At 57.8% G+C, this 25,235-nt stretch carries 21 protein-coding genes; 9 read left to right on the top strand and 12 right to left on the bottom strand.

Annotation, left to right across the window (positions count from 1 at the left end; translation table 11 throughout):
* Nucleotides 1–45 precede the first annotated feature (45 nt).
* The 6 genes from CLG94_RS00785 to CLG94_RS00760 form a co-directional block, all read right to left on the bottom strand.
* Entirely contained in the window at nt 46–1,314 is a 1,269-nt protein-coding gene (locus CLG94_RS00785) for a cytochrome c3 family protein (RefSeq protein ID WP_107561003.1), read from the bottom strand.
* 7 nt (nt 1,315–1,321) lie between these two features.
* Nucleotides 1,322–2,407 (bottom strand): cytochrome b, encoded by a 1,086-nt coding sequence (locus tag CLG94_RS00780; protein ID WP_239993048.1) that lies wholly within the window; start codon nt 2,405–2,407, stop codon nt 1,322–1,324.
* 7 nt (nt 2,408–2,414) lie between these two features.
* Nucleotides 2,415–2,870: a QcrA and Rieske domain-containing protein gene (locus CLG94_RS00775; RefSeq protein ID WP_107561001.1), complete on the bottom strand. Its 456-nt coding sequence runs from the start codon at nt 2,868–2,870 to the stop codon at nt 2,415–2,417.
* Between the two features lie 91 nt (nt 2,871–2,961).
* A complete protein-coding gene (locus CLG94_RS00770) occupies nt 2,962–5,358 on the bottom strand; it encodes an MtrB/PioB family decaheme-associated outer membrane protein (protein WP_239993047.1) in 2,397 nt (798 codons plus the stop codon).
* A 51-nt stretch (nt 5,359–5,409) separates the two neighbouring features.
* Nucleotides 5,410–6,411 carry a DmsE family decaheme c-type cytochrome gene (locus tag CLG94_RS00765; RefSeq protein ID WP_107560999.1) on the bottom strand — a complete coding sequence of 334 codons (1,002 nt, stop codon included), beginning with the start codon at nt 6,409–6,411 and terminating at the stop codon, nt 5,410–5,412.
* Between the two features lie 225 nt (nt 6,412–6,636).
* Complete coding sequence (locus CLG94_RS00760; RefSeq protein ID WP_107560998.1) at nt 6,637–7,275, bottom strand: hypothetical protein; 639 nt, start codon at nt 7,273–7,275, stop codon at nt 6,637–6,639.
* Between the two features lie 408 nt (nt 7,276–7,683).
* Here CLG94_RS00760 and CLG94_RS00755 point away from each other — a divergent pair, with 408 nt between their 5' ends.
* The 9 genes from CLG94_RS00755 (at nt 7,684) to CLG94_RS00715 (ending at nt 18,518) form a co-directional block, all read left to right on the top strand.
* The gene (locus CLG94_RS00755; protein ID WP_107560997.1) at nt 7,684–9,903 is read left to right on the top strand and encodes an ATP-dependent helicase; all 2,220 of its coding nucleotides are present in this window, start codon (nt 7,684–7,686) and stop codon (nt 9,901–9,903) included.
* Nucleotides 9,904–10,187: 284 nt separating this feature from the next.
* On the top strand, nt 10,188–10,478 hold the full coding sequence (gene gatC / locus CLG94_RS00750; protein WP_107560996.1) for an Asp-tRNA(Asn)/Glu-tRNA(Gln) amidotransferase subunit GatC: 291 nt from the start codon (nt 10,188–10,190) through the stop codon (nt 10,476–10,478).
* 4 nt (nt 10,479–10,482) lie between these two features.
* Nucleotides 10,483–11,943, top strand: a complete 1,461-nt coding sequence (gene gatA / locus CLG94_RS00745; RefSeq protein WP_107560995.1) for an Asp-tRNA(Asn)/Glu-tRNA(Gln) amidotransferase subunit GatA — start codon at nt 10,483–10,485, stop codon at nt 11,941–11,943.
* Nucleotides 11,900–12,355 carry a hypothetical protein gene (locus CLG94_RS00740; RefSeq protein WP_239993046.1) on the top strand — a complete coding sequence of 152 codons (456 nt, stop codon included), beginning with the start codon at nt 11,900–11,902 and terminating at the stop codon, nt 12,353–12,355. The genes gatA and CLG94_RS00740 overlap by 44 nt, the downstream gene beginning before the upstream one ends.
* 4 nt (nt 12,356–12,359) lie before the next feature.
* Nucleotides 12,360–12,803, top strand: a complete 444-nt coding sequence (locus tag CLG94_RS00735) for a gamma-glutamylcyclotransferase family protein (RefSeq protein WP_107560994.1) — start codon at nt 12,360–12,362, stop codon at nt 12,801–12,803.
* Between the two features lie 188 nt (nt 12,804–12,991).
* Nucleotides 12,992–14,485: an Asp-tRNA(Asn)/Glu-tRNA(Gln) amidotransferase subunit GatB gene (gene gatB / locus CLG94_RS00730; RefSeq protein ID WP_107560993.1), complete on the top strand. Its 1,494-nt coding sequence runs from the start codon at nt 12,992–12,994 to the stop codon at nt 14,483–14,485.
* A gap of 1 nt (nt 14,486) precedes the next feature.
* Nucleotides 14,487–16,538 (top strand): AsmA family protein, encoded by a 2,052-nt coding sequence (locus CLG94_RS00725; protein WP_107560992.1) that lies wholly within the window; start codon nt 14,487–14,489, stop codon nt 16,536–16,538.
* Between the two features lie 8 nt (nt 16,539–16,546).
* Nucleotides 16,547–17,593 carry a glycosyltransferase gene (locus CLG94_RS00720; protein WP_107560991.1) on the top strand — a complete coding sequence of 349 codons (1,047 nt, stop codon included), beginning with the start codon at nt 16,547–16,549 and terminating at the stop codon, nt 17,591–17,593.
* 10 nt (nt 17,594–17,603) lie between these two features.
* On the top strand, nt 17,604–18,518 hold the full coding sequence (locus CLG94_RS00715) for a selenium metabolism-associated LysR family transcriptional regulator (protein WP_107560990.1): 915 nt from the start codon (nt 17,604–17,606) through the stop codon (nt 18,516–18,518).
* Between the two features lie 264 nt (nt 18,519–18,782).
* Here CLG94_RS00715 and CLG94_RS00710 read toward each other — a convergent pair whose 3' ends face one another.
* The 6 genes from CLG94_RS00710 to CLG94_RS00685 all read right to left on the bottom strand — a co-directional run bounded on the left by CLG94_RS00710 (nt 18,783) and on the right by CLG94_RS00685 (nt 25,039).
* Nucleotides 18,783–19,697: an ankyrin repeat domain-containing protein gene (locus tag CLG94_RS00710; RefSeq protein ID WP_107560989.1), complete on the bottom strand. Its 915-nt coding sequence runs from the start codon at nt 19,695–19,697 to the stop codon at nt 18,783–18,785.
* Between the two features lie 160 nt (nt 19,698–19,857).
* Nucleotides 19,858–20,769 carry an ankyrin repeat domain-containing protein gene (locus CLG94_RS00705; RefSeq protein ID WP_107560988.1) on the bottom strand — a complete coding sequence of 304 codons (912 nt, stop codon included), beginning with the start codon at nt 20,767–20,769 and terminating at the stop codon, nt 19,858–19,860.
* A gap of 154 nt (nt 20,770–20,923) precedes the next feature.
* Complete coding sequence (locus tag CLG94_RS00700) at nt 20,924–21,835, bottom strand: ankyrin repeat domain-containing protein (RefSeq protein ID WP_107560987.1); 912 nt, start codon at nt 21,833–21,835, stop codon at nt 20,924–20,926.
* Between the two features lie 193 nt (nt 21,836–22,028).
* The gene (locus CLG94_RS00695) at nt 22,029–22,841 is read right to left on the bottom strand and encodes an ankyrin repeat domain-containing protein (RefSeq protein ID WP_107560986.1); all 813 of its coding nucleotides are present in this window, start codon (nt 22,839–22,841) and stop codon (nt 22,029–22,031) included.
* Between the two features lie 190 nt (nt 22,842–23,031).
* Nucleotides 23,032–23,937 (bottom strand): ankyrin repeat domain-containing protein, encoded by a 906-nt coding sequence (locus CLG94_RS00690; protein ID WP_107560985.1) that lies wholly within the window; start codon nt 23,935–23,937, stop codon nt 23,032–23,034.
* 190 nt (nt 23,938–24,127) lie between these two features.
* Nucleotides 24,128–25,039: an ankyrin repeat domain-containing protein gene (locus CLG94_RS00685; protein WP_107560984.1), complete on the bottom strand. Its 912-nt coding sequence runs from the start codon at nt 25,037–25,039 to the stop codon at nt 24,128–24,130.
* Between the last annotated feature and the right edge of the window lie 196 nt (nt 25,040–25,235).

The following is a 25,235-nucleotide window of genomic DNA, read 5'->3' as shown; positions in this document are numbered from 1 at the left end:
GGACTATAGCCGCTCTACCTATTCATGTCAATGCCGGCGGTATTGTCAGCGAGGTCCTCTCCGTCTATCGACTTCCCGGATCTTTAAGAAGAGGCCGATCAGAACCGCGCCAATGACCAGCATGGAGACCGCCAGCCCCTTGCGGCGGAACTGCAGCTCGGTCAGGAGGTCTTGGCCGCTCGTGAGACTCTTCTGAGCGACGATGAACCCTGGGTCGGTGATAGCCTTGATCTTTTCCACCTTGAGCAAATGGGTTTCTGCTCTGGCCTTGATCAAGGAGTCTTTCGCCGCAATGAGCTCGAATCGAGGATGGCCGATCTCCATTCCTGCGTGCTCAGCCTTGGTGAGGATTGCCGTCGCCTGATCGATTTGACTCGAAAGGCCCTCGATCATAGTTCGCAACTCAGCAGCCTTCTTTAGGGGCGCAGAGTTCGCTTCATGGCAAGTGGCACAAGCGGTATCTTCTCCACCAGTCAGCATCGCGTCCGACGGTTTCACGACATCGTGATTACTATGACATGTCACGCACGCCGGCATCCCCAGCTCGGCGAATGCCGCCTTATGCGCGCTCCTGTCGAAGAGCTCGGCCGTCGCTGCATGACAGTGGCTGCAGACATTCGCCACGGAATCGATGCCGGGAGGGGCGGCGCCGTGACTACCGTGGCAGCCGCTGCACGTCGGAGAGGCGAGCTCCCCCTTCTTGGTCAACATCTCGTAATGAATACTCTGCTTGTACTTCTCAAGCTGATCGGTGGGGATCTTGTAGCCTTTCATGTATTCAGCGTCACCGTGGCAGCGAGCGCAAGTCTCAGCGACCTTGACAGGATATGTCCATGCCGCCTGGTCCTTGCTGGCACGGATGGCATGGACGTCATGGCAACTGGTACAGACGGCGACCTTCAGATCTCCTTCGCGAAGCTTTTTGCCATGGAGACTCGTATAGTATTCCTTTACCTGGTCTGTCCGAATGGAAGGATTAAACTTCCGCATATAGACTGGATCGCTGTGGCACTTCCCACAGGATTCAGGGATCGCGCGCCGATTCGGTTTGCCCAGGAACCCTTTGGCCGAACTGTGGCTCTGCGCCTTGTTGCCGACTGCGGCCTGGTCACCGCCGTGGCAGTTCTGGCAGCCCAGTCCACGCGCCAGGTGGTAATCGTCTTTAATCTTCAAGGCCGGACGGCTGAGGCGCTCCTCTTTTGATGCCTTATGGCAGTCAACACAGGCATCCTGCGCCTCCGCGAAGGGGACGCGGATCAGGCCGGCCGCGATCAGGATAAGGCCGAAGCACGCGATGCGCAGCGCGATCCTCACGGCTTCCTCATTTGAAGGCAGGCGCGAAATATCCAAGCGCGGTGAGTATCACGATGTACGCGATGATACCGATCCCGATCCATCGGAAGAGCGGGCTTGGCTCGCCCCGGGCTGTCCTTTTGTCCAGAAATGGGACCAGTAAAAGGAACAGCCCGCCCAGACTATAGCCCAGGACCCCCAAGACCTCACCGTCAAATGGACCGACCTTGGCCGGGATATACTTCAAACTCTGAAACATGAAGACAAAGTACCATTCCGGTCGGATCCCAGCGGGTGCGGGGGCGAAAGGATCGGCCTTTTGTCCCAGCTCCCATGGGTACATAGCGGCCAGGGCGGCCAAGAGCCCAAGGGCGGCGAACCAGCCGAAGAGGTCTCGCAGCAGAAAATTGGGGACAAACGGCATGGTCCTGAGCGGCTGTCCCGCTTGGGCACGCTCTACGGTTGCAGGAACACTCATCCCCTGCTTCTGGACCAAGAGGAGGTGGAGGGCGAGTATCAGCGTGGTGAGCGCCGGCAGGATTGCAATGTGGATGCCGAAAAAGCGGGAAAGCGTCGCACCCGAGACCTCGTCACCAGCCCTGAGGAGCCGCACCAGAAAATGACCCACAATCGGAAGCTGCCCAGTGACCTCGGTCCCGACTTTAGTGGCGAAGTACGAGAGGACATTCCATGGTAGCAGATACCCGCTGAACCCGAAGAAAAGCACAATGCCGAAAAGCAATATTCCGGTCACCCATGTCAGCTCTCGTGGTTTTCGGTAGGCTTGAGTTAGGTAGACGCTGAACATGTGGATCATCATTGTCAACACCATCAGATTGGCTGACCAGCTATGGATCGACCGAACGAGCCAGCCAAATTGGACTTCGGTCACGATAAATTGAACGCTCTCGTATGCCTCCTCGGAGCTGGGCCGGTAGTAGAGGGTCAGCAGGATCCCGGTCGCCACTTGGATCCCGAAGAGAAAGAGCGTCATCCCGCCGACATAGTACCAGACGGTATGGCGATGGACAGGGATGACCTTTTTCTGGATGAGGTGCTTGAGCGCCGAAAGGTCGATTCGCTCTTCAAGCCAAGCCGTGATCCGATCCCCCATCACATGGCTACCCTTTCATAACGACGATCTGATCGCCACGAACGTTCAACTTCAAAGACTCCAGGGGCCGAGGCGGCGGGCCGCTGATATTTTTTCCATTCAGGTCGAACACGCCATTGTGGCAGGCGCACCAGATGTCCTGCCGCTCTTCCCGGTATTGCACCGTGCATTCCAGGTGGCTACAGACCGCTGAGAAGGCCTTTAACTCACCAGCCGACGTCTTCACCAAGAGGCCAGGTCGACTCCTGAATCGAAATATCCGCCCCGAGTTCGCCTTCAACTCCGCAAGCTTCCAGGGAAGGGTCACGCTAAACGTAGTCGGCTCGGCAAGTTTTGGGGGAATCAGGTATTTTACAACCGGGTAAAGGATGGATACGAAGAGCACGCCGATGGAACTCCCGAGAAGCCAATTCACCGTTCGCCGCCCATAATCGACCTGTTCATCTTGCTGTGGCACAACCATTCCCTCCTTCAGACTTGAACGTCAAAAGCCAGCTCGTCAGACGACGCCCGACAGGCTGGCTTCACTACTCCTTTTGCGCGCGATATAGAGGTCAGAACTTATAGCGAAGCGTAAAACCAGCAATATGGGCGTTGTAATTCTGGAGGAACCGAGCGCCTAAATATGTATCGGCCGTCGGGGGTAAGGTCGTTAGGCCAGACGTCCCAATCGCGTCGGTCGCCCAATCGGTCTCCCGAAACTGCTCAAATCGATACTCGCCATTAAGGCTCCAGTTCTTAGTCATATTATAGCGAAGCGCGGCGATCAGGGTGTGCAGGTTCGTGTTCGCCAGGGGATACCGGACGGCGGTCGCCGTAGCCCGCTGGGTGGCCCCAGTCGTGGGTGGGTGGAGCTCCGGAGCGACAGGGTTGGACGAATCGATGATCGTGTCGGCGTCAGAAAAGGAGTAGCTCAACCGCAGGTTGAGACGGTTGGGAATCAGGCTGACGTCGGCGCCTACCCCATAGGTGTCTACCCTATCTCTGTTAATGCTCCTCCAATTAAAATCGGTAAAGTCACAGACCGCGTTACTGGTTGCGGCGGAAGGGGAGGTAAACGCACACCCCGGCGCCAGAGCGGTCGCCGTAGATACGTTGCCGACGACCGGCCTGGAGCGAGAGAGCTGATCATACTTAAACTCCTCCCTCATGTAGTTCACGAAGAACGAAAGCCACGGGCGAGGGCTATAGGCCAAATCGCCACCCAGGCTCCATCCCCGCGATTCCTGCAGCCCGAGCGGGGACTTGTCAAAATCATCCCGCATAAGGCCATAGGTCGCCGTAAAGTTGAGTGTCTCGATCGGGGTGATCGACGCTAAAATCTCGACCCTGTCCCGTGTCCGGTCGGCTTCGTCAAACTTCCGAAGCAGAGTCGATTGACCCTGGAGCTCCAGGACCTCTGGATCTGTCTCCCCCTCGATGTCGGTGACGATATGCGCATGATGGGCCTGGGGCACGTACTTGTCGATGTTGCGCCAACTCCGGCGATAGGCGCCTCTAAGGAGCAGCCAGTCTATCGGCGTAAAGTCGAGGCTGGTTTTTAAGAAGTGCTCATCACTGGTCTGCACCTCGCGGTATTTCGGATCGCGGTCCCACCGCTCCCACTCGTAACCCATATTGAGATGAAGGTCCTTGAGGAGGGAATAACCCGCGTCCAGGCGACCATTTTGCTTCGTGTAGGAGAAGGGCGCGTTGGCCCGCGTCTCGGCCGTGAGCGACGTATCCCGGACCGTATGCGCAGTGAACTCGATCTCAGATGATCGGTTATTGAAGTCATAAAAGCGGTAGCCACCGGATAGCGTCAGCGGGACAGTGGTAATCGGGCGACTCGTCCCGTTGATCGTCACAAGGGTTGTTTGGACATCTCCATCCAGATCGCGTTTTGGGAGCGCCAATAGGGGATTGGCTGCCAAAGCGGGGTTGATGGTATGCGGGACGAAATCCTGAGTCTGGAGCCGCCACCCGTAGGAGACCTTACCCGTGACTCTGGTCTGAAGCGGCAGGGAGACGCCGCCAGAGAGAAACAGGTTATACGCCTGGTTGTTCGGGTCCATGGTGGTCCGGCCGCGAGAGGCAACGGTCGGGCTGTCCGTTGCCGAGAGCGGGTTGTCGAACGTGATGTTGTCGATGCCCTGGTCGAAGATCGATGCGGCGCCGCCAAGACTAACGTTCCAACCCGGCCGAGCATATTGGGTCTTGGCCTCAACCTGGTGGGTGCGGTTAAAGAGGGGGGCCGGAAGCTCGATAAGGCTCCCCGGGCCACCGAAACCGGTACCAAAGGGAATCGTCCCATCCTTCTGCGTGAAGGTATAGCGGACACCGACATCCAGTGAATCTGTCAGGTTGTACTTCATCTTGAATCCCGCTTTGGTGGTCAGGAAACTGAGATCCGTCGGTGCGGCATTGACCAGAAAGCCGGCCATCACGGAGCCCCTTGTGGCTGGGGTAGCGGCCTGGACCGTCGATGCGACACCAGGCGGCAGGGTTAGACTCGCCGTACTATCCTCATGCGTGGTGGTAAAGAGTGTTCGTCCTGTGGTGCTCAGCAGATGGGGGATCTGATCCCAGAAGACCTCCAGTTCATAGCCACCGTACTGCCCTGCTCTAAACAGGTAGCTTTGGTCCTGCTTGAAGCTGTCTAGCGTAGTAAAGTCGATGTAGTGCTTTTTATCTTTGGTCTCCATGGAGAGTCGAAGGTGGTCCATAAAGGGACTCTCTTCAAGGACGCGGTACTCCTGAAACTTGGCCGAACTCCGGCTGCCATCGATGTCGCGATAACCGCCCTCGATATCCAACTCGGTCAGCTCAAAGTTGAATGGCAGTCGACCGTTTAGCCATTTGGCCCAAGACGGGAGAGCCTCCTCCGGCGGGGCCTGTTCTGCGTAACCCGATGCGACGACCGTCAGCAGCAGGGCTATGGCGGGCAGTAGTGCTTTGCTGACCCATCTCATCCTGATTAACGCTCCCATGGCCCACCTCCCCGATTGATGCAGTTCGCTACCTCAGTTCGTGAAGGCGAATCCTGATGGATGGTTTGACCCATGGATCTTCTGGTGGCAGTTGTTGCAGCCCCTGTTGGTGACCTGCCTTGCTCCGGTCGTCGGATTGTATGGGCTCGTTGGGTGTCGGGTCTCAACATGACACTGCTGACAGAGCCTGGGAACCCTGACCTTCAGGAGTCTCGGATTTGTGGAGCCGTGCGGCTCGTGGCAGTTCGTACAGCTCTCTGTGACTGGCGCATGTTCCCAGAGGAACGGCCCCCGCTTCTCCGCATGGCACTTGTAACAGTTGTCATTGACCGAATCTTCCCTGAGCATCGCCTGGGTGGCGGTCCCATGCGCGTTGTGGCAGTCGCTACAACTGATCTTCCCCTCGCGCAGCGGCATATGCGAACTGCGCTGGAGCTGGGCCCGGCGGGTCTGGTGACACTGCGAGCAGACCTCGATCGCGGTCGGCTTCGCCAGGTTGTATCGGGCGGACACCGACTCCATCACCTTGTGACAGGTCACGCAGGCCACGCCACGCATCTCGTGGGTGCTCCCCTTCCAGGAAGTGTGCTCACCCTTTTCATGGCAGCCGTTCACGCACGTGGCATTCTGTGCCTCGACCGGCTCTGCCCCCTTCTTGAACGTCATCAATGTTTCAATGGCATCGCCCTCCGCAGCTACGTGAGGGCCCCCAGGGCCATGACACGACTCACAGACCCGCTGCTCTTGGGGGGTGCGCGGGTTTACGGACATGATCCGCCCCATCATCGTCTTATGAAAGCGCTGGCTCGACTCCTCATGGCACGTCAGGCAGGACTCACTCCCCACATACTTGGCGCCGGGCGGTGGACCGGTCCACTGAGGTCGAGGGGCAACGGTGGTCGTGGCGGATGGGGCTTGCGCGGGGAGAGCTTCTTTTCCGGAGGGCGACGGGCTAAATCGACTGCACGCCCATCCAACAAGGAGAACAACAAATAGCAAGGGCAATAAAGCGGCCACAGTGTCACGCTTCTTCATCTTTGAACCCCTATAGGTGTCAAGCGTAAACGGAAACGCGACTCTGAAATCGAGCAGTAGAGGGACTATACGATTGCTAGTATGGAATGTCAAGCGTTTACCTGTGTTGTGTGCGACGCTGGCCGCTGTCGCCTGGGTACGCTGGAGCTTCCACTACCCCCAACATTTTTGGGAGAAGAGCCTAAATTGTATGAAACGTCGTTCTTTCATGGTAATGTGTAAGCATCAGTAAATATCGAATCCGCCGTGAACTTCTGACTCTGCCAGTTTATTGCCATACACCTTCAGAACGACCTCATAGTGCCCCCGCAAAAATTGACTGGTAGCTCCAATTGGAACTGTGTCGACAGGGCCAATAATAAGGGCTACCGGGTCATCGGCACCCCACGTGGCCTCAAAGACACCGCCTGCGACAGGATTGCCACTTGCATCGTAAGTCGTCCAATGGACCACGAACCTGATTGAGCCGAATGGAGGAAGATGAGACTTAAGACGCGCTTCCCAGTATAGCCACTGTTGTTTTCCGCTCGGGAAACCGCTGGCGTATGAGCGTTTTTCGTAAGGTGGAATATCGTGCACAATTCTGCTGGGAGTCAAAGCGTCCAGGTAAGGATTAGGGGTGGAAGGTGACGAGCTTAATGGCTTCGCCTCCGGATACCACGCAAATACCCTCATTTCGGATTCGCTGATTTGGACTTTCGAGCAAACACTGTTGATGTCGTGCTCATAGCAAAGATGATTCCTGATCTCCGATACAGTCCCGAGTGCTGCCAGTGCTGCAATGGTCGAAACGATCAAGGTGATGCAAGCCACCGTCATTTGGCGCCGGTGCTTCTGCTCGGAGTGAATAGATTCAGGATTCACTTACACGTTCCTTTGCAGCCGCTGAGATGCCCAGGTAAACCCATGGTCGTCTGCATCTAAAGTTTTCTGGTCAGGAATGTGGGCTATTCACACGCATAGCGCCGTCTGCGCCTCCAGGGCAGCCAAAAGCTACCCTCCGATCAGAGGGGATGTCAAGCCGTAACTGCGGCCGGGCACATGCTCCGTTCCAATCCTTTTTCTCGGTCAAATCCTCCGTACTTGCCTCCGCATGCAGCCATGCCTTTCAACTCGAGAGTGTACTTGTCGACCAAAGAGGGGTGGCACTGTAGCCCATCTCCAAAGAGGCTTCAGGCCCGAAAAATCGCTTGTCGCATCGGACGGGTTCGCCTATGATGAAGGACGATATCATCTAAAACTCTCAACTAACCAACGGAGGGACGGACTGAAGTGAAAGCTCACGCGATCTTGGAGGGCCTGAATCCCAGACAGAAAGAGGCGGTCCTGCACACCGAGGGGCCGCTTCTGGTGCTGGCGGGGGCCGGATCAGGGAAGACCAGGGTCATCACCAGACGGGTCGCCTACCTGATCAGCCACTGCGGGGTTCCGCCCTGGAATATCCTGGCCGTCACGTTTACCAACAAGGCGGCCGGCGAGATGAAGCGGCGAGTGGCGGACCTCCTGGAACAAAACCGCCCTGAGTCGTTAGACCAGGCTTACCACGGACGTAGTCAAAGGGATGGCGGCAGCGTCTGGGTCGGAACGTTTCATTCCACCTGCGTTCGGATTCTGCGGAAACATGGCGCGGCGTTGGGCTTGAAGAGTTCCTTCGTCATCTATGACGAGGGCGATCAGATGAGTCTGATGCGGGATTGTCTGCGGGGGTTGGGCTTATCCGATCGCGCGGTCAAGCCTCGCGCAATCCTTTCCCGCATCAGCCGCGCGAAGAACGAACTCCTCTCCCCCGAGGAGTATGCGTTGCAGGCCAATGACCATATGGAAGAGCGGACCGCCAAGCTGTACATCATGTATCAGGAGCGGTTGGAGGGGCTACAGGCGCTCGACTTCGACGATCTCCTCATGTCGACGGTGCGCCTCTTTGAGGGGCACCACGAAGTGCTGGCTGCCTATCAGGACCTCTGGCGCTACATCCTGGTGGACGAGTACCAGGACACCAACCACGTCCAGTACCGCCTCATCCATATGCTGGCCGGCAAGTACGGGCATCTCTGTGTGGTAGGCGATGACGACCAGTCGATCTATCGGTGGCGCGGCGCAGACCTGAACAATATCCTGGACTTCGAGCGGGACCATCCGGGCTGCGTGGTGATTCGGCTGGAACAGAACTATCGATCGACGCAGCGGATCTTACAGGGCGCGGGGGCTGTGGTGGCCCACAACAGCGATCGGAAGGGGAAGACCTTATGGACCGAAAACGAGGTCGGGGACACCATCGTACTCTACCGGGCCCTCGATGAAACCGATGAGGCCCTCTTCGCTGCCAGAACGATCCAGGGTCAGGTGGCCAATGACGCAACGCGGTACGACGACTACGCGATCTTCTACCGGACAAACGCGCAGTCTCGCGTCCTGGAAGAGGCCCTGCGTCAGGCCCTGATCCCGTATGTCATTGTGGGTGGGCTCCGCTTCTATGAACGGAAGGAGATCAAGGATCTCCTGGCCTATTTGCGCTGGGTGGTGAATCCCGCCGATAGCATCAGCTTCAAGCGGCTTGTGAATGCGCCGGCGCGCGGAATCGGACCGGCCACGATCGCCAAGCTCGAACTGTTGGCCATGCAAGGCAAGAGTACGATCTGGGAAGCGTGCCAACGCGCCGTACGCGAGAGACTGTTCAACGTCAAGCAACAGGCGGCCATGGAGGGATTGCTGCACCTTATTGAAGAGGTCAGGGCAAAATCCGCCTTCACCCAGATTCCAGATCTGATCGCAGAGCTGATCACCGCTTCCGGGTACGCTGAAGAGCTTCAGCGCGATGGAACGCCGGAGGACCAGAGCCGCCTGGAAAACCTGAAAGAGCTCGTTACTGCCGCCCAAGAGTTTGTGGAGCGCACCGCGGAAGGGGGGCTGCCGGCGTTTCTCGACTCCGTCGCCCTGATTAGTGACCTCGACGCGTATACTGAGGGCCGTGGCGCGGTCACGCTCATGACGCTCCATACGGCCAAGGGTCTCGAGTTTGAAACGGTCTTTATGGTCGGGCTGGAAGAAGGGATCTTCCCGCACGCCCTTGCCATGCCTGACGAGCGGGAGTTAGAGGAGGAACGCCGGCTCTGTTATGTTGGCATGACCAGGGCCAAGCGACGGCTCTACCTTGCGTCGGCACGACAGCGACGGCTCTACGGAAACAGTGGGTTTAACCTGCCATCACGGTTCCTGGATGAAATCCCACCCGAAGTTCTCCAGGTCCAAGATCCATGGGAATCCAGAGGCGCACCGCCCCCTGCCTTTCATGAACATCAACATAAACATCAAGAAGATGAGCCCTTTGTCGACCGTCTGTATCCCGGAGCCCGTATCCGGCACCCCGATTTCGGTATCGGGGTGATCCGGGAACGGAGTGGCAGCGGGGACGATTTGAAGGTCGTCGTGAGGTTCAATGGCGCCGGTGAAAAGAAGCTCATGGTCAAGTATGCCCAATTGCTACAGGCGTAGATGACCGCTTGCCACGCACGACACTAAATGCGAGAGGACTTGTACTATGGTAACTACTCAGGTAGATAGACTGAAGGCTGAAGGCTGTTAGGGGTAATCATGTGTGATCACACAAAACTTCGGGCATTTGAGTTGGCTGATGAAGTAGCAATATTGGTTTATCGGGTTGAACAGGAAGTCATAGAAACCGAGAAGGCCTTGAACGGCTTGATTCATGCCTTGCGAGATAATTCAGAGCCTTCAGCCTTCAGCCTTCAGCCTAAACACCTGAGTAGTTACGTACTATGAAGATCACGCTGAAGGAGGTCGAGCATGCGGCCAGGCTGGCCCGTTTGGAGCTCACCGCGGAGGAGAAGGAGCGGATGCAGGCTCAGCTAGACTCGATCCTGATCTACATCGACAAGCTGAATGAGCTAGACACGTCTGCTGTCGAGCCGACCTCTCACGTTCTGCCGATGACCAACGTCTTTCGCGAGGATGAGGTCACGCCTTCGCTCGCTCAGGAAGAGGTCCTGGTCAATGCGCCCGACCGACATGAGCTCTTCTTCCGAGTCCCGAGAATCCTGGAGGAGTAACGCCGTGGACCTCACTCAACTTACCATCCACGAGATGCAGGCCATGCTCGCTACGCGCGAAGTGAGCGCAACCGAGCTTGTCCGCTCGGTACTCGATCGGATCACGCGACTCGATGGACAGGTCGCGGCGTACACGACCCTGACTGAGGAAAGAGCCCTCGAGCAAGCCGGGACCGTCGATCGGCTGCTCGCCGTGGGCACTCCTCTCCCCCCGTTGGCCGGCATCCCGCTGGCGATTAAAGATGTCATCTGCACGAAAGGGGTACGGACCACCTGTGCATCGAAGATGCTGGAATCCTACGAGCCACCGTACGATGCGACGGTCATCCGGCGCCTCAAAGCGCAAGAGGCAGTCCTGCTGGGGAAGACGAACATGGACGAGTTCGCCATGGGCTCCTCGACGGAGAACTCGTCATTCTTCCGGACACGGAATCCCTGGGCGCTCGACCATGTTCCCGGTGGTTCATCGGGCGGCTCTGCCGCCGCGGTGGCGGCCGATCTGTGCGCCGCCGCGCTCGGCAGCGACACCGGTGGCTCGATCCGGCAGCCGGCGAGTTTCTGCGGCATTGCGGGTCTCAAGCCGACCTATGGCCGGGTCTCCCGATACGGCCTGGTGGCCTTCGCCTCATCACTCGACCAGATCGGACCCTTTGCTAAGGATATTCACGATTGCGCTATGTTGCTGCACGCGATCGCCGGACACGATCCCTGCGATTCGACCTCGGCGAATCTTCCCGTCCCAGACTATTCGTCCGCACTCACCGGAGACGTTCGAGGGGTGCGCATCGGTATTCCCGACGACTATTTTATTGAGGGGATGGACCCTGAGGTCGAGGCGGCTATCTGGACCGCAATCCGGACGCTGAAGGATCTGGGGGCCACGCAGGAAAAGGTCTTACTCCCTCACACGCCGTATGCCATCGCGACCTACTACATCGTGGCGACCGCTGAGGCCAGCAGCAACCTGGGCCGCTACGACGGGGTCAGATACGGGTACAGGACCACGCGGCCGACCGACTTGCTGGAGATGTACCAGAGGAGCCGTCGGGAGGGCTTTGGGCCGGAGGTCAAGCGCCGGATCATGCTCGGAACCTATGCGCTGTCGGCCGGCTACTACGATGCCTATTACCTTAAAGCCCAGAAGGTCCGAACGCTGATTCGGCGGGACTTTGAGCGGGCCTTCGAGCAGTGCGACGTGATCGCGACCCCTACCTCTCCGACGCCGCCGTTCAAGTTTGGCGAGAAAACCGAGGATCCGCTCCAGATGTACCTCTCGGATATCTTCACGATCTCGGTCAACCTGGCAGGCCTGCCTGGCATCTCGATCCCATGCGGGTTTACCAAGGCCGGGCTGCCAATCGGGCTTCAGCTTATCGGCAAGCCCTTCGACGAGGCGACAATCCTGAAGGTGGCGCACGCCTATGAGCAGGCAACCGACTGGCACCGCCGCAAACCCCCATTGTAAGATGGTGGCATCAGCGGTGAGACGACTCGCCATGGCGCTTACCTTGGCGCTCAGCCTACTACCATCCCTAGCCTCGGCCGCGAATAAGGACTTGGTGGTTTTGAACTCGGAGCGTTGGATCGACACCCTCAAGGGCACGGTCAAGAACGTCAGCGCCGCCCGGGCTGAAGATGTCGTCATCATCGTCCGGTTTTTTGGCCAACCACTGAGCCAGACCCCGTCGCAAAAAAGTAAGCCGGCCCCCCGGCAGGAGTTGGGCCAGCAGGCGGCAAAAGTTGTGGCGCTCGATCCTGGTCAGGAAGCATCCTTCGAGGTCGAGATCGCCGAGAAGCACCGTCCGGCAACCTCATGGAAGTTCGAGCCCCACGCGATCTGGCACACGCGGGTTCCGGCTCGTTCTGGGAGCCGCTAGCCAGATGCTCTACTTCGCCTACGGCTCGAACATGGAGCGGGTCCAACTCAAGCGGCTTTGCCCAACGGCGAAGTTTGTAGCCTCGGCGGTGCTCTCCGACTATGATCTCACCTTCTCCGGAAACTCCCCGATGTGGGGTGGCGGGATAGCAACCATCCGCGAGAAGCCAGGGAAACAGGTCGAAGGCGTGGTGTGGGAGATTAGTGAAGCGGAACGAAAAGCGTTGGATGAGTACGAAGGGTACCCCGGTCTGTATGTCCGAAAGGAGATCCAGGTACGGACCAACTCGGGCAAGGCCCTCGCAGCGTTTGCTTACATCATGGGGAATCCGGACCGCGAGACACCCCCCTCAAAACGATATAAACAGTTGCTGATCAGCGGCGCCGAGGAACACGGGCTGTCCGATGTGTACATTGACTTTCTTGAGTCAATCCGACCTCTCACGTAACGTAACTACTCAGGTATTTAGGCTGTAGGCTGAAGGCTGTTAGTCGTTGCGCATGGACCGAATCAAGGCACTTCGTCGGCCAGTTCAAAAGCTCTGAGCTTGGTATTGTCTCGCAGGGCGCGTCCCTACAGTCTAAAAGCCTACAGTCTATCTACCTGAGTAGTTACCACGTAACAAGGAATCCAAACATGGAACTCGAAACTCAAAACTCAAAACTCAAAACTAGGTATGAGGCGGTCATCGGGCTGGAGGTGCATGCCCAGCTCCTGACTAAGTCAAAGATTTTCTGCGGCTGCAGCACCGCCTTTGGCGCCCCGCCAAATAGCCATACCTGTCCGGTCTGCCTGGGGATGCCTGGCGCTTTGCCGGTCCTGAACAAACGGGTGGTGGAGTTCGCCATCAAGAGCGCGCTTGCCCTCGGGTGCGACATCGCTCCATCGTCCCGCTTCCACCGGAAGAATTACTTCTACCCAGACATGCCGAAGAACTACCAGATCTCTCAGTACGAACTTCCGCTGGCCCAACGTGGGACGGTCGCATTCCCGGTTGGCGGCGTGCTGACATCCATCCGAATACATCGTCTCCATCTCGAAGAGGACGTCGGCAAGCTGCTGCATGCTGGTACGTTGCAGGTCGCCGACTCCAGCTTGGTGGACTTTAACCGCAGCGGCGTGCCGTTGATGGAGATCGTCAGCGAACCCGACATCCGCAGCCCGGAACAGGCCGGAGAATATCTCCGGCAGCTCCGGGCTATCCTCGTGTACCTGGAGGTCTGCGACGGCAATATGGATGAAGGCAGCCTGCGCTGCGACGCCAACGTCTCGCTGCGCCTGACTGGGAGGGAGGAGCTGGGGGTCAAGGCTGAGGTCAAGAACATGAACTCCTTCAAGGGCGTCCAGAAGGCCTTAGCCTATGAGATCCAGCGACAGACCCGGATCCTCGAAGAAGGAGGAAGGATCGTCCAGGAGACACGGTTGTGGGACGCCGACCAGGAGCTGACCTTGCCGATGCGAAGCAAGGAACACGCTCATGACTATCGCTACTTTCTCGAGCCGGACCTGGTCCCGCTTGTCATCTCATCGCAGTGGATCGACGAGATCCGCGCGACTCTACCCGAACTACCGCAGCAGCGCCGCGATCGGTTTGCCCGGGAGTACGGGATCCCGGACTACGATGCCGCGGTCCTGACCGTCTCCAGGCCACTTGCCGACTACTACGAGGAGGTCGCACAGGCCTCCCACGAGCCAAAACTCGCCAGTAACTGGGTAATGGTGGAACTCTTAGGCCTCTTGAACAAGGATGGCCGTGGGATTATCGATAGTCCGATCCCGCCGGCGGAACTGACCGCACTCCTCACATTGCTTCTTAGTGGGACGATCAGCGGTAAGATTGCCAAGACTGTCTTCGAACAAATGTATCAAACCGGGAAGTCGGCTGAACTGATCGTCAAAGAGCAGGGACTGACCCAGATCTCGAACCAGGACGAGCTACTCCAGATTGTTGAGGAGGTGCTTGCCAAACACCCTGGACCGGTCGCCGACTATCGCAAAGGGAAGGTACAAAGCCTCACCTTCCTGGTTGGCATGGTGATGAAGTCCAGTCGCGGCAAGGCCAACCCACGGGTGGTGGGCGAGCTACTTCTCACGCGACTCAAGGGAGAGGAGCCTGGAGGGGACGGGTAAGGTGACAAGAAGAGGGCGGCGGTGGCTCCTCGGGTTGCTCCTGGTCTTTGGCGGGCTCGTCGTGGCGGTCCTCACAGGCCCGCTTCTGCTGGACCAGGAACGGTACCGAGCAATCCTCACCAGCCGAGCCAGTCAACTGCTGAACCGCACAGTGACCGCAGGCAGCTTGCGAGTACACCTCCTGCCGTCGCCCGGGGTGACTATCCGGGACTTGATTATTGGTGATCGTGCCCCGCGGTCTGAACCGTTCTTAGACGCGGAGCAACTTCATGTCGCGCTCAAGCTGCTTCCGCTCCTCAAGGGCGAAATCCAGATCAGGAGCATCCGCCTTGACCGGCCCCGCATCAGATTGGCCAGGGGGCCGGAGGGGTGGAATCTCGATGACTTGATTCGGCCAACCGCGCGAGGGGTAGCCGCCGAACCGCGCCGCACTGAAGGCGCGAGAGTAGGCAGAGGACAGCCTGCCCTGCCGATCTTGGTGGCAGGGGCACTGGCCGTTCGCCATGGAGCCCTCGTTCTCGAGAGCCCTCTCTACCCTCATGGACCGGCCAGGCTGGAGCTTAAGGATGTGAACCTGGACATCTCGGCGCCGGCTCCCCGCAGCCCCATCCGTATCCATGCCAGCGGACCCCTGCCTGGCAACGTATCCGGCTCGTTTGACCTGACCGGAAGCTTACAACCCTTTGAAGGCGATCGCCATCCGATTGAGGTGGAGTTTCACGCGCGAGGCATAGAGGCCGCACAGCTGGCTTCGTCACTCGGCTTACCACGCTCCTCTCCATCCGTCGCAGCGCTCAGCGGAACCTTCGATCTTGAGGGGAAGGCTGTTGGCGAGTGGCCGGTCCTCGATCTGCAGGCCGAAGCCAATCTGCAGCGTATCGGTGTGGCGCTTCCCCTCTTAAAGCATGCGGGGACAGGCGGAGAAGAGAACGGTAAGGCACCGGGGGACAAGGCGTGGCTGCGGGTAAAGGGGCGCTGGGGGGTCGATGGGCTTGACCTTCCACAGGTCAACCTGCTCTGGAAGGGCCAAGTCACTACTGGCCGCCTCCACCTCGCAATCCAGAAGTCGCCCCGCCTCCAGTTTTGGCTGGATACACCGAACCTCTCCATCGAACCAATTGTGGCCATAGTAACCGCGGCAGGCGCCGGAACGGATTCTTCCAGCTCTGCCGACACTCCGCGCCCCGCATCCCGTGCTTCAAATCCCTCCGTACCCCCCTTTGATAAAGGGGGGGTGGGGGGATTTCGCACTCAGTATTCCCCCGAAGTCGCCGGACTCCAGGTGGAGGGGCACCTACGCTCCGGCATTCTGCGTTGGGGGAAGCTGGTCATGACCACCGCAGAAGGCGACCTTCGCTATTGTTGCGGACTACTCACCATCGGTCGACTCCAAGGCGGCTTCTATGGCGGCACTCTGTCAGGCGACGCGGCGCTCTCCTTCAGTGGGCGGGCACCACATACAAGGGTCACCACGCATCTGGAGGGGGTCCAGATCGAACCATTACTGGATGCGATCCAGAAGCCGCAGTGGACCTTACGTGGGAGGATGACGCTGAACTCGAAGATAGAGCTCTCGGGGCAACTCGGACCTGGGGCGCTCGCCAGGGCCTCAGGTCAAACCGACATCACGCTGGCGAACGGCCGCGTCATCGGCTATGCACCCCTGGAACGGCTCTCCAAAACTGTCGATCCGTTCCTGAAGGGAACAGGCATCTCTTCTTCTGCTCTGAGTGAGTTCGATCTCCTAAGCGCCCACTGGACTCTCGACGGTGGAACTCTACGAACCAGGGATCTGACGCTACTTCGGGATGGGGCCAAGTTCTTTGCTGTCGGGAGCGTTAATCTGCTCACCCAGGCCCTGGATTTCGACGTGACAGCCAAGGTGGCGAAAACGACGATCGAGGCCAAGGTGCAGGGAACCTCGCCTGATCTGGTGGTCACCCCTCAAATGGGCCGCATCGAGGGGCGCATAAGAACGGACGTCGGCAAACTCCTGGGGGACGCTCGGAATAAGGACCTTGGGAAAGTGCTGCAGCAACTATTCAGCCGCTGAGGAGACAGATGCGACTGGGCATTGTCACTCCCTTTTATTTCCCCTCCGTCCGAGGTAATTCGATCACGGTCCAGCGTATCGAGTCGGGGGTGCGAGATCAGGGTGTGGTCGTCCGGGTCTGGTCCCTGGAGAATGAGATCTCGCCAGGCGAGATCCTGCAGGCACTGGAAGAATTCACACCTGATCTGGTCCATGGATTCCATGTCAGCTCCTCGGGGCAGATCGTGACGGACGCCGCGTTCCGGCTTGACATCCCCTCGATCCTCACCGTCACCGGAACTGATGTGAACACCGATCTCTTCGATCCTCACCGGAGGACAGGGGTCATGAATATTCTTCAACGGGCAACGCGTATCGTAGTCTTTCACGACGTTATGCGGGTCAAGCTCGTCGGAGAACTGCCCGAGGTAGAACACCGAATACGAGTGATCGGCCAGACGGTTCGCTGCCAGGAGACGCCATTCGATCTCCGACAGCACCTGGGTCTTCAGCCGGACGATCTGATCTTCTGCATCCCCTCAGGCATCCGGCGTATAAAAGATGTCACCTTCTGCCTGAAGCCACTTGACGCGCTCAGAATACGGTATCCCCAGGTCAAGGCCGTCTTCGTTGGACCGATCATTGAGGCGGCGGAAGGGGTCAGATTGCAGGAACTTCTGCGCGACTATCCATGGGCCTTCTACCTGGGGCCGGTACCTCACGAGCAGGTCTGCGCCATACTTACGTCCGTAGATGTGGTGATCAATACGTCGCTATCCGAAGGCGGCATGGCCAATAGCATCCTGGAGGCGATGAGTTGCGGGCGAGCCGTCCTGGCAAGGGACATCGAGGGGAATCGATCGGTAGTGCAAGATGGGGTCGATGGGCTGCTCTTCGATTCGGAGGCGGAGTTCGCCCGCAAGGCTGAGCGGTTGATCAGCGAACCTCGCCTCCGCTACGCGCTAGGGAAGAGCGGGAAGGAGAAGATCGAGCGAGAGTTCTCCAGGGAACGGGAGATTCAGAACTATCTCCAACTGTATCAAGAGGCGATCGGCGCCTGCCCGCGCAGAAGGTAGAAGACCCATCATGGATATCCACGTCCTCGAACTGTTCTGCGGAATCGTCGAAACAGGAAGCTTCTCGAAGGCAGCCAAGGCGGCCTACCTGACCCAGCCCACGGTTAGTGGCCACATCAAGAAACTGGAAGGAGAGGCGGGAGTCCGGCTCCTAGATCGCCTCGGACACCGGGCCACCCCAACAAAGGCTGGCAACCTGCTGTATCGCTATGCCAAGCGGATCCTGGCTCTCCGCCAGGAAGCCCAACAGGCCCTCGACGAGCTCAAGGGAGGGCTGAAGGGAGAACTGATGCTCGGCGCCAGCAGCATCCCTGGCGGCTATCTACTGCCGCCCCTGATCGGACGGTTCAGAGCCCAGTACCCGGACATCTCTGTCGTCCTCAAGGTCTCTGACTCGAAAGAGATCATCGAGGCAGTAATCGACGGCGCGTATGAGGTCGGCGCCGTTGGCGCACAATTCGACGATGGCAGGCTTGAGTACCAGAAATTTGCCGAAGACGAGATGGTCTTAGTCGTACCACCCACGCACCCCTGGGCGTCCCGGAGCAGCGTTAAGGCAAGCGAGCTGCCGACCCAGCCATTTCTCATTCGGGAGCGAGGCTCTGGAACGCGCAAGATTATGGAGCAGGCCCTGGAGCAGCACAATCTATCGATGGGCGCCTTCAGGGTGATCGGGGAGATGGGAAGTAACGAGGCGATCCGGCAAGCGGTCAAAACGGGCGGCGGTATCGCTATTATCTCAAGGCTCGCGGTCGCGAGCGACATCAGGCACCACGAACTCAACGCTATTCCCGTCGCAGGCCTGAAGCTGACCAGAGAGTTCTACCTCATCACCCACCGCCACCGCTCACGCTCACCCATCTGCAACGCCTTTCTCAAATTCATCGGCGCCCCCGCCCCTCCGCACGCTTCCCCTCATCTCTGATTCCGCTTTCACTTACCCCTCCTCCAACCCTGGTACTTTCTCTGTCCAGACCCTCACGAGGTATTTAGCCAATGGCTACCGGACGTTCTGGGGCGATATCGGCAACCTCTATAACTGCTGTGCAGACCTTCAATCGCTCTGGCACCTTTGGAAGAGGAGCCGAAAGTAGCTCGCAGCAGTCAGCGGTCAGGTGTCGGATTCAGGTACAAACAGGAGACGTACCGGTAAGGGCTGATAGCTGATAGCTGAACGTTTCTTTCAATTTTAGTGCGCCTCGTGCGTCCCCAACAGTTCAGCCACCTTAGTATGCCCGTGAGTAGAGGCGTACATCCAGGCCGTCTGGTGATTATGATCCTCCGCCTTCACGTCAGCGCCATGAGTGAGAAGTGCCTCTACGCTCCCGGCATGCCCATTCCCAGACGCCAGCATCAGGGCGGTCGCGCCATTACCCGCCTTGGCATTCACATCGGCACCTTTATTCAGTAGCAGTTCCACAACCCCGGCATACCCATACTCAGATGCATACACCAGGGCGGTAGCGCCATTACCCGCCTTGGCATTCACATCGGCACCTTTATTCAGTAGCAGTTCCACAACCCCGGCATACCCGTGCTTGGACGCATGCATCAGGGGTGTTCCGCCATTCTGATCCCTTGTGTTTGCATCAGCGCCTTTATTCAGCAGCAGCTCCACAACCGGAGCATGCTCGTACCAGGACGCTCGCATCAGGGAAGTCCAGCCCTCGCGATCCCTCGCGTTGACATCAGCCCCTTTATTCAGCAGCAGTTCCACAACCCCGGCATACCCGTGCTTGGACGCATGCATCAGGGCTATCCCGCCATCTTCATTCCTCACATACACATCAGCCCCTTTATTCAGCAGCAGCTCGACAATCGGGGCATGCCCTCTCCAAGACGCATATATCAACACCAAAGAGCCTTTATTATCCCTTACATGCACATCGGCGCCTTTATTCAGGAGCAGCTCCACAACCGGAGTATACCCGTGCCAGGACGCATGTATCAGGGCCGTCCAGCCATCTGCATCTCTCGCGTTCACATCAGCGCCTTCAGCCAGCAGGCGCTTGACTTTTTCAATGTCTCCGGACTTCGACGCCTCAATGAGCCTATCGGCAGGCTTCTCACCTCCCCCACCAAATAATGAGCCAAAGAGACCCATCGTACCTCCTTTCAGATCTTACACCTCAGGTCGTTCATCTTATGCGACAAGCAGCCGCATGTGGTGCCATCCATCCTGATTGCGTTTACCGAAAGGGATGATCCTCGCACCGTTTAACGCAAAAAACGCAATCGACGCGACGGACGCAATAGACCTTTTCTCAGTGCTTCGCGTGCTTCTCCAGCAGTTCAACAACGCTGTCACACCCATTCCTCGTTGCATACATGAGGGCCGTCCCACCATCGCTAGACGTGACGTTCATATCAGCGCCTTTACTCAGCAGTATCTCTACTACCCCGGCATTCCCACCCGCAGACGCATACATCAGGGCCGTTACGCTATTAATATCCCTCACATTCACGTCGGCGCCTTTATCGAGCAGCAGCTCTGCAACCCTGGGACGCCCATTCGTGGACGCACGCATCAGGACCGTCTCACCATTTTTATTGCTTGCATTCACGTCAGCGCCATGTTTTAGCAGCAGCTCTACAGCCTTGGTGTGCCCACCCTCAGCCGCACGCATCAGGGCGGTCCAGCCATTTTTATTGCTTGCATTCACGTCGGCACCTTGTTTGATCAGCAGCTCTGCAATCCTGGTATGCCCTTCCCCGGACGCGAACATCAGGACCGTCCCGCCATTATTAGCCATGGCGTGGGCATCAGCGCCCTTATTGAGCAGCAGCTCTGCAACCTCGGTATGCCCTTTCTCAGATGCATGCAGAAGCGCCGTAAAGCCATCCTGATCGTTCGTGTTCACATCAGCGCCCTTATTGAGCAGCAGCTCTACGATTCCGGCATGCCCATGCCACGACGCATGTATCAGGGCGGTCCCGCCATTATTAGCCATGGCGCCCACAGCAGCGCCATTATTGAGCAGCAGCGCCGCAACCTCGGTATGCCCATGCCAGGACGCATGCATCAGGGCGGTCCAGCCCTCTTGATCCATCGCGCTTGCATCTGCGCCTTCAGCTAACAGACTTTTGACTTTTCCGCTGGCTCCAGATTTGGACGCCTCGATGAGCTTACGACCAAGCCCCCCACCACCCTCAAATAGTGAGCCAAGGAAACCCATGCACCCTCCCTTCTTAGAAAATAGCTGGCAGCAGTCAGCACCAAGCTGAAGGCCGAAGGTAAATAGACTGAAGGCGGAAGATTGTGAGGATCCTTCAGTCTTCAGCCTATACTCCTATCCCTTGACCGCTGATAGCCAATCGCTGCTTTTAATCTTACTGTGCCCCGTACTTCTTCAACAGTTCCAACACCTTAGCGTGCCCATTCAAAGTTGCGCGCTCCAAGGCCGTCCCGCCATCGGAATCCCACATGTTCAGGTCCGCACCTCGATTGAGCAGGAGCTCTGCAACCCCGATATGCCCATGCGCAGCGGCATGTATCAGCGCCGTCCCGCCATGTTGATCTCGCGCGTTCTGATCCGTGCCTCTATTTAGCAGGAGCTCTGCAACCCCGGTATGTCCATGCGCAGCGGCCCGTATCAGCGCCGTCCTGTTGTATTGATCTCGTACGTTCAGATCCGCGCCTCGATTGATCAGGAGATCTGCAACCCCGGTATGTCCATGCGCAGCGGCATGTATCAGCGCCGTCCCGCCATGCTGATCCAGCGCGTTCAGGTCCGCGCCTCGATTGAGCAGGAGATCTGCAATCCTGGTATGTCCGTTCAACGACGCGCGTATGAGGGCTGTACAACCAAATTTGTCCCTCGCATCCACAACCGCCCCGTTATTGAGTAACATCTCTATCACTCCGAAACGGCCATTCCATGCCGCACGCATCAGCGCGCTAAAGCTGTCTTTATCCTTTACGTCAACTTGAGCACCTTTACTAAGAAGCATCTCCACCACTCGAGCGTGTTCTTTCCAAGCCGCCCGTATCAGCGCCGTCCCCCCATTCTTATCCTGCGCGTTCACATCAGCGCCACGGTCGAGCAGCGCTTCGACAACCGCGAGATGTCCGACCCACGACGCATGTATCAGGGCTGTCCAGCCATCCCTATCTATCGCGTTCGCATCAGCGCCTTCAGCTAACAGGCTCTTGACTTTTTCGGTGTCTCCAGATTTGGACGCCTCGATGAGCTTGCTGCCAAGTTTCCCACCACCCCCAAATAATGAGCTAAGGAAACCCATACAACCTCCTTTTAGACCTCATACCCCAGCCCGTCCATCTCGTCCAGCACAGCGGTCGAGGCCGATCCATTGCCAGGACGACGGATTCGAGGCGGCCGTCCTACACCTTGAGGCCATCTAGATAAGGCCTGCGAGAGTAAAGCGCATAGCCCAATTAGAGATTTCATTATTTGGGAAGCCCGGGGTCTTGTTCTTAGTGCGCCCCGTGTCTCTCCAGTAGTTTGGCAATCTTGGAAAGCTTATTGCGCGACGCATACATCCAGGCTGTTGCATGCATATTATCTTCCGCATTCACATCAATGCCTTTGTTGATCAGCAGCTCTGCAACTCTGGTATGCTCATGCCAAGTCGCACGTATCAGGGCGGTCCCGTTGCTATTGTCCCTCGCGTTCACATCAGCGCCCTGATTGAGCAGCAACCCCACAATCCCGGCGTGCCCATACCAGGATGCGCGTAGGAGGGCAGTTGCGCCATCACCAGCTCTGGCCTCCACATCAACACCTTTATTTAGCAGCACCCCCACAACGTCGGCGTGCCCTTTCTCGGACGCACGCATCAGAGCAGTGACTCTATTCGTAGTCTTCGCGTTCACGTCAGCGCCGTGATTGAGCAGCAACTCAGCAACCTTGGCGTGCCCACGCCAGGACGTAAGAATCAGGGCTGTCCAGCCATCTTTATCCCGCGCATTCACGTCAACGCCTTTAGCTAGCAACAGTTCTGCAACCTTGGCGTGCCCATGCTCTGACGCTAGCAACAGGGCCGTGCCGCCATCTTTATTACTTACGTTCACGTCAGCGCCATGAGCGAGCAACAGCTCTGTAACCCCGGCGTGCCCATGCTCGGACGCTTGCATTAAGGCCGTGACGCCATCTTTATTCCTTGCGTTCACGTCAGCGCCTTCGGCGAGCAGGCTCTTGACTGTTTCGGTGTCTCCAGATTTAGACGCCTCGATAAGCTTGTGACCACCCTTCCCGCCGCCCTCAAATAATGAGCTAAGGAAACTCATACGACCTCCTTTCACCTCCCGCATCCCAGCCCGTCCATCTCGTCCAGCAAACGGCTGCGGTCGATCCCATACCAGGACACCGGATCAGAGACGGCCGCCTCACGTCTTGAGACCTTATCGATGGAGCCTGCGCGGGATGCGCGCATCGCCCAATTGAGGCATTGTCATGGGTGACACCGACGTCTTGCCCCTAGCGTGCCTTACGGCTCTCCAGCATATCAACAATGTTTTGATGCCCATTCCCAGCCGCATACGACTCAGCCGTCCAATCCCTTCGATCCTTCGCGCTCACCTCGGCGCCGTTATTGAGCAGCAGTTCCACGACCACGAAACGCCCATACCAGGAGGCATGCATCATGGCCGTCCCGCCATCATTGGCCGTTGCGTTTACGTCAGCGCCGCCATTAAGCAGCAGCTTCACAATTCCGATATACCCTTCCGAAGCCGTACGCATCAGGGCCGTCCAGCCCTCTTTATCCTTCGCGTTCACCTCAGCGCCTTTCTTAAGCAGCAGATCGACAATCCCGGTATGCCCTTCTGCAGACGTACGTATCAGAGCTGTCCCGCCATCATTCGCCTTCGCGTTCACCTCAGCGCCGTTCTTAAGCAGCAGATCGACAATCTCGGTATGCCCTTCTGTAGACGCGATGATCAGGAGCGTCCCGCCATTATTAGTCCTGGCGTTCACGTCAGCGCCGTTCTTGAGCAGCAGCTCTATAACCCCGATGTGCCCATTCTCGGACGCATACATCATGGCCGTCCAGCCATGTTTATCGCCTAAGTTCACATCAGCGCCCTTATGAAGCAGCAACCCCGCAATCCCTGTATGCCCATTCCAGGAGGTATGCATCAAGGCCGTCCAGCCATTGTTGTCAATCACGTTCACATCGGCGTCTTGATTGAGCAGCAGCTCTACAACCCCGGCGTGCCCGTGCCTGGAGGCATGCATCAAGGCTGTCCAGCCCTCCCTATCCCTTGTGTTCACGTCAGTGCCTTCAGCTAACAGGCTCTTGACTTTTTCGGTGTCTCCAGATTTGGACGCCTCGATGAGCCCAAGTTTCCCACCACCCCCAAATAATGAGCCTAAGAAACCCATATAGCCTCCTTTTAAATACTACACCCCAGTGCGTCCATCTCGTCCAGTAAGCAGCTTCAGCCGATCCTTGCCAGAACACCGGATTCGAGGCAACCGTTCCACACCTTGAGACCCTCTAGATAGGGCCCGCGAGAGTCAGGAGCATCGCCCGATTTAGAAAGTTCAATGCGCGAAACCAGGCGTCGTGTTCTTAGGACGCCCCGTGCCTCTTCAGCAGTTCAGCAACCGTAGAATGCCTATTCCCAGACGCACGCAGCAGGGCCGTCCCACCGGTATCATCCTTCACGTTCACCTCAGCGCCTTGATTGAGCAGCATGACCGTAACCCTGAAATGCCCTTTCTCGGACGCACGCATCAGGGCCGTCCAGCCATGCTCGTCCCTCGCGTTCACCTCAGCGCCTTGACTGAGCAGCAACCCTACAGTCTCGGAATGCCTTTTCTCAGACGCACGCATCAGGGCCGTCCCGCCACTATTATTCCTCACGTTCACCTCGGCGCCTTTTTTGAGCAGTAGATCTGCAACCTCGGTATGGCCATGCCAAGACGCACGCATCAGGGCCGTCCAGCCATCTTTATCCGTCGCGTTCACCTCGGCGCCTTGATTGAGTAACACCTCTGCAACCCCGGTACGCCCATTTCCAGACGCATGCATCAGGGCGGTCCAGCCATGCTTGTCCCTCGCGTTCACCTCGGCGCCTTGATTGAGCAGTAGCTCTGTAACCCCGATACGCCCATGCCCAGACGAACGCATCAGGGCGGTCCAGCCATGTTTTTCGCCCACGTTCACCTCGGCGCCTTTTTTGAGCAGTAGATCTGCAACCTCGGTATGGCCATGCCAAGACGCCCGCATCAGGGCGGTCCAGCCATCTTTATCCGTCGCGTTCACCTCGGCGCCTTGATTGAGTAACAGCTCTGTAACCCCGACATGCCCATGCCAAGACGCATGCATCAAGGCCGTCCAGTAATGTTTATCCCTCGCGTTCGTATCAGCGCTTGCAGCTAACAGGCTCTTGACTGTTTTGGTGCCTCCTGATTTAGAGGCCTCGATGAGCTTCCTGCCGGACTTCCCACCACACTTAAATAATGAGCTAATGAAACCCATATCACCTCGCTTCAGGCCTCACACCCCGCCCGTCTATCGGACCGATGAGGAGTTTCGTTGTGACCCTTATCTATCTCGTAGAGATCGTGGACATCGAGTATAACCACGTTCGCCTACCGCTTTCGAAGCTGTGAGCCACGGCAATGTTCGGGTTACTTTCAGATAATGGTAGAGAGCTACGCAGCGTATACGCCTT

The sequence above is a fragment of the Candidatus Methylomirabilis limnetica genome, from assembly GCF_003044035.1.
GTDB classification, from domain to species: Bacteria; Methylomirabilota; Methylomirabilia; order Methylomirabilales; family Methylomirabilaceae; genus Methylomirabilis; species Methylomirabilis limnetica.
The sequence above is the reverse complement of the archived record's forward strand: the minus strand, read 5'-3'. Positions and strand labels throughout refer to the sequence as shown.

Excerpts from the sequence above, each read along its gene's own strand:
- CLG94_RS00780 (WP_239993048.1), bottom strand. The coding sequence starts at position 2,407 with ATGGGGGATCGGATCACGGCTTGGCTTGAAGAGCGAATCGACCTTTCG.
- CLG94_RS00775 (WP_107561001.1), bottom strand. The coding sequence starts at position 2,870 with ATGGTTGTGCCACAGCAAGATGAACAGGTCGATTATGGGCGGCGAACG.
- CLG94_RS00770 (WP_239993047.1), bottom strand. The coding sequence starts at position 5,358 with ATGAGATGGGTCAGCAAAGCACTACTGCCCGCCATAGCCCTGCTGCTG.
- CLG94_RS00765 (WP_107560999.1), bottom strand. The coding sequence starts at position 6,411 with ATGAAGAAGCGTGACACTGTGGCCGCTTTATTGCCCTTGCTATTTGTT.
- gatC (WP_107560996.1), top strand. The coding sequence starts at position 10,188 with ATGAAGATCACGCTGAAGGAGGTCGAGCATGCGGCCAGGCTGGCCCGT.
- CLG94_RS00740 (WP_239993046.1), top strand. The coding sequence starts at position 11,900 with ATGAGCAGGCAACCGACTGGCACCGCCGCAAACCCCCATTGTAAGATG.
- CLG94_RS00735 (WP_107560994.1), top strand. The coding sequence starts at position 12,360 with ATGCTCTACTTCGCCTACGGCTCGAACATGGAGCGGGTCCAACTCAAG.
- gatB (WP_107560993.1), top strand. The coding sequence starts at position 12,992 with ATGGAACTCGAAACTCAAAACTCAAAACTCAAAACTAGGTATGAGGCG.
- CLG94_RS00720 (WP_107560991.1), top strand. The coding sequence starts at position 16,547 with ATGCGACTGGGCATTGTCACTCCCTTTTATTTCCCCTCCGTCCGAGGT.
- CLG94_RS00715 (WP_107560990.1), top strand. The coding sequence starts at position 17,604 with ATGGATATCCACGTCCTCGAACTGTTCTGCGGAATCGTCGAAACAGGA.
- CLG94_RS00710 (WP_107560989.1), bottom strand. The coding sequence starts at position 19,697 with ATGGGTCTCTTTGGCTCATTATTTGGTGGGGGAGGTGAGAAGCCTGCC.
- CLG94_RS00705 (WP_107560988.1), bottom strand. The coding sequence starts at position 20,769 with ATGGGTTTCCTTGGCTCACTATTTGAGGGTGGTGGGGGGCTTGGTCGT.
- CLG94_RS00700 (WP_107560987.1), bottom strand. The coding sequence starts at position 21,835 with ATGGGTTTCCTTAGCTCATTATTTGGGGGTGGTGGGAAACTTGGCAGC.
- CLG94_RS00695 (WP_107560986.1), bottom strand. The coding sequence starts at position 22,841 with ATGAGTTTCCTTAGCTCATTATTTGAGGGCGGCGGGAAGGGTGGTCAC.
- CLG94_RS00690 (WP_107560985.1), bottom strand. The coding sequence starts at position 23,937 with ATGGGTTTCTTAGGCTCATTATTTGGGGGTGGTGGGAAACTTGGGCTC.
- CLG94_RS00685 (WP_107560984.1), bottom strand. The coding sequence starts at position 25,039 with ATGGGTTTCATTAGCTCATTATTTAAGTGTGGTGGGAAGTCCGGCAGG.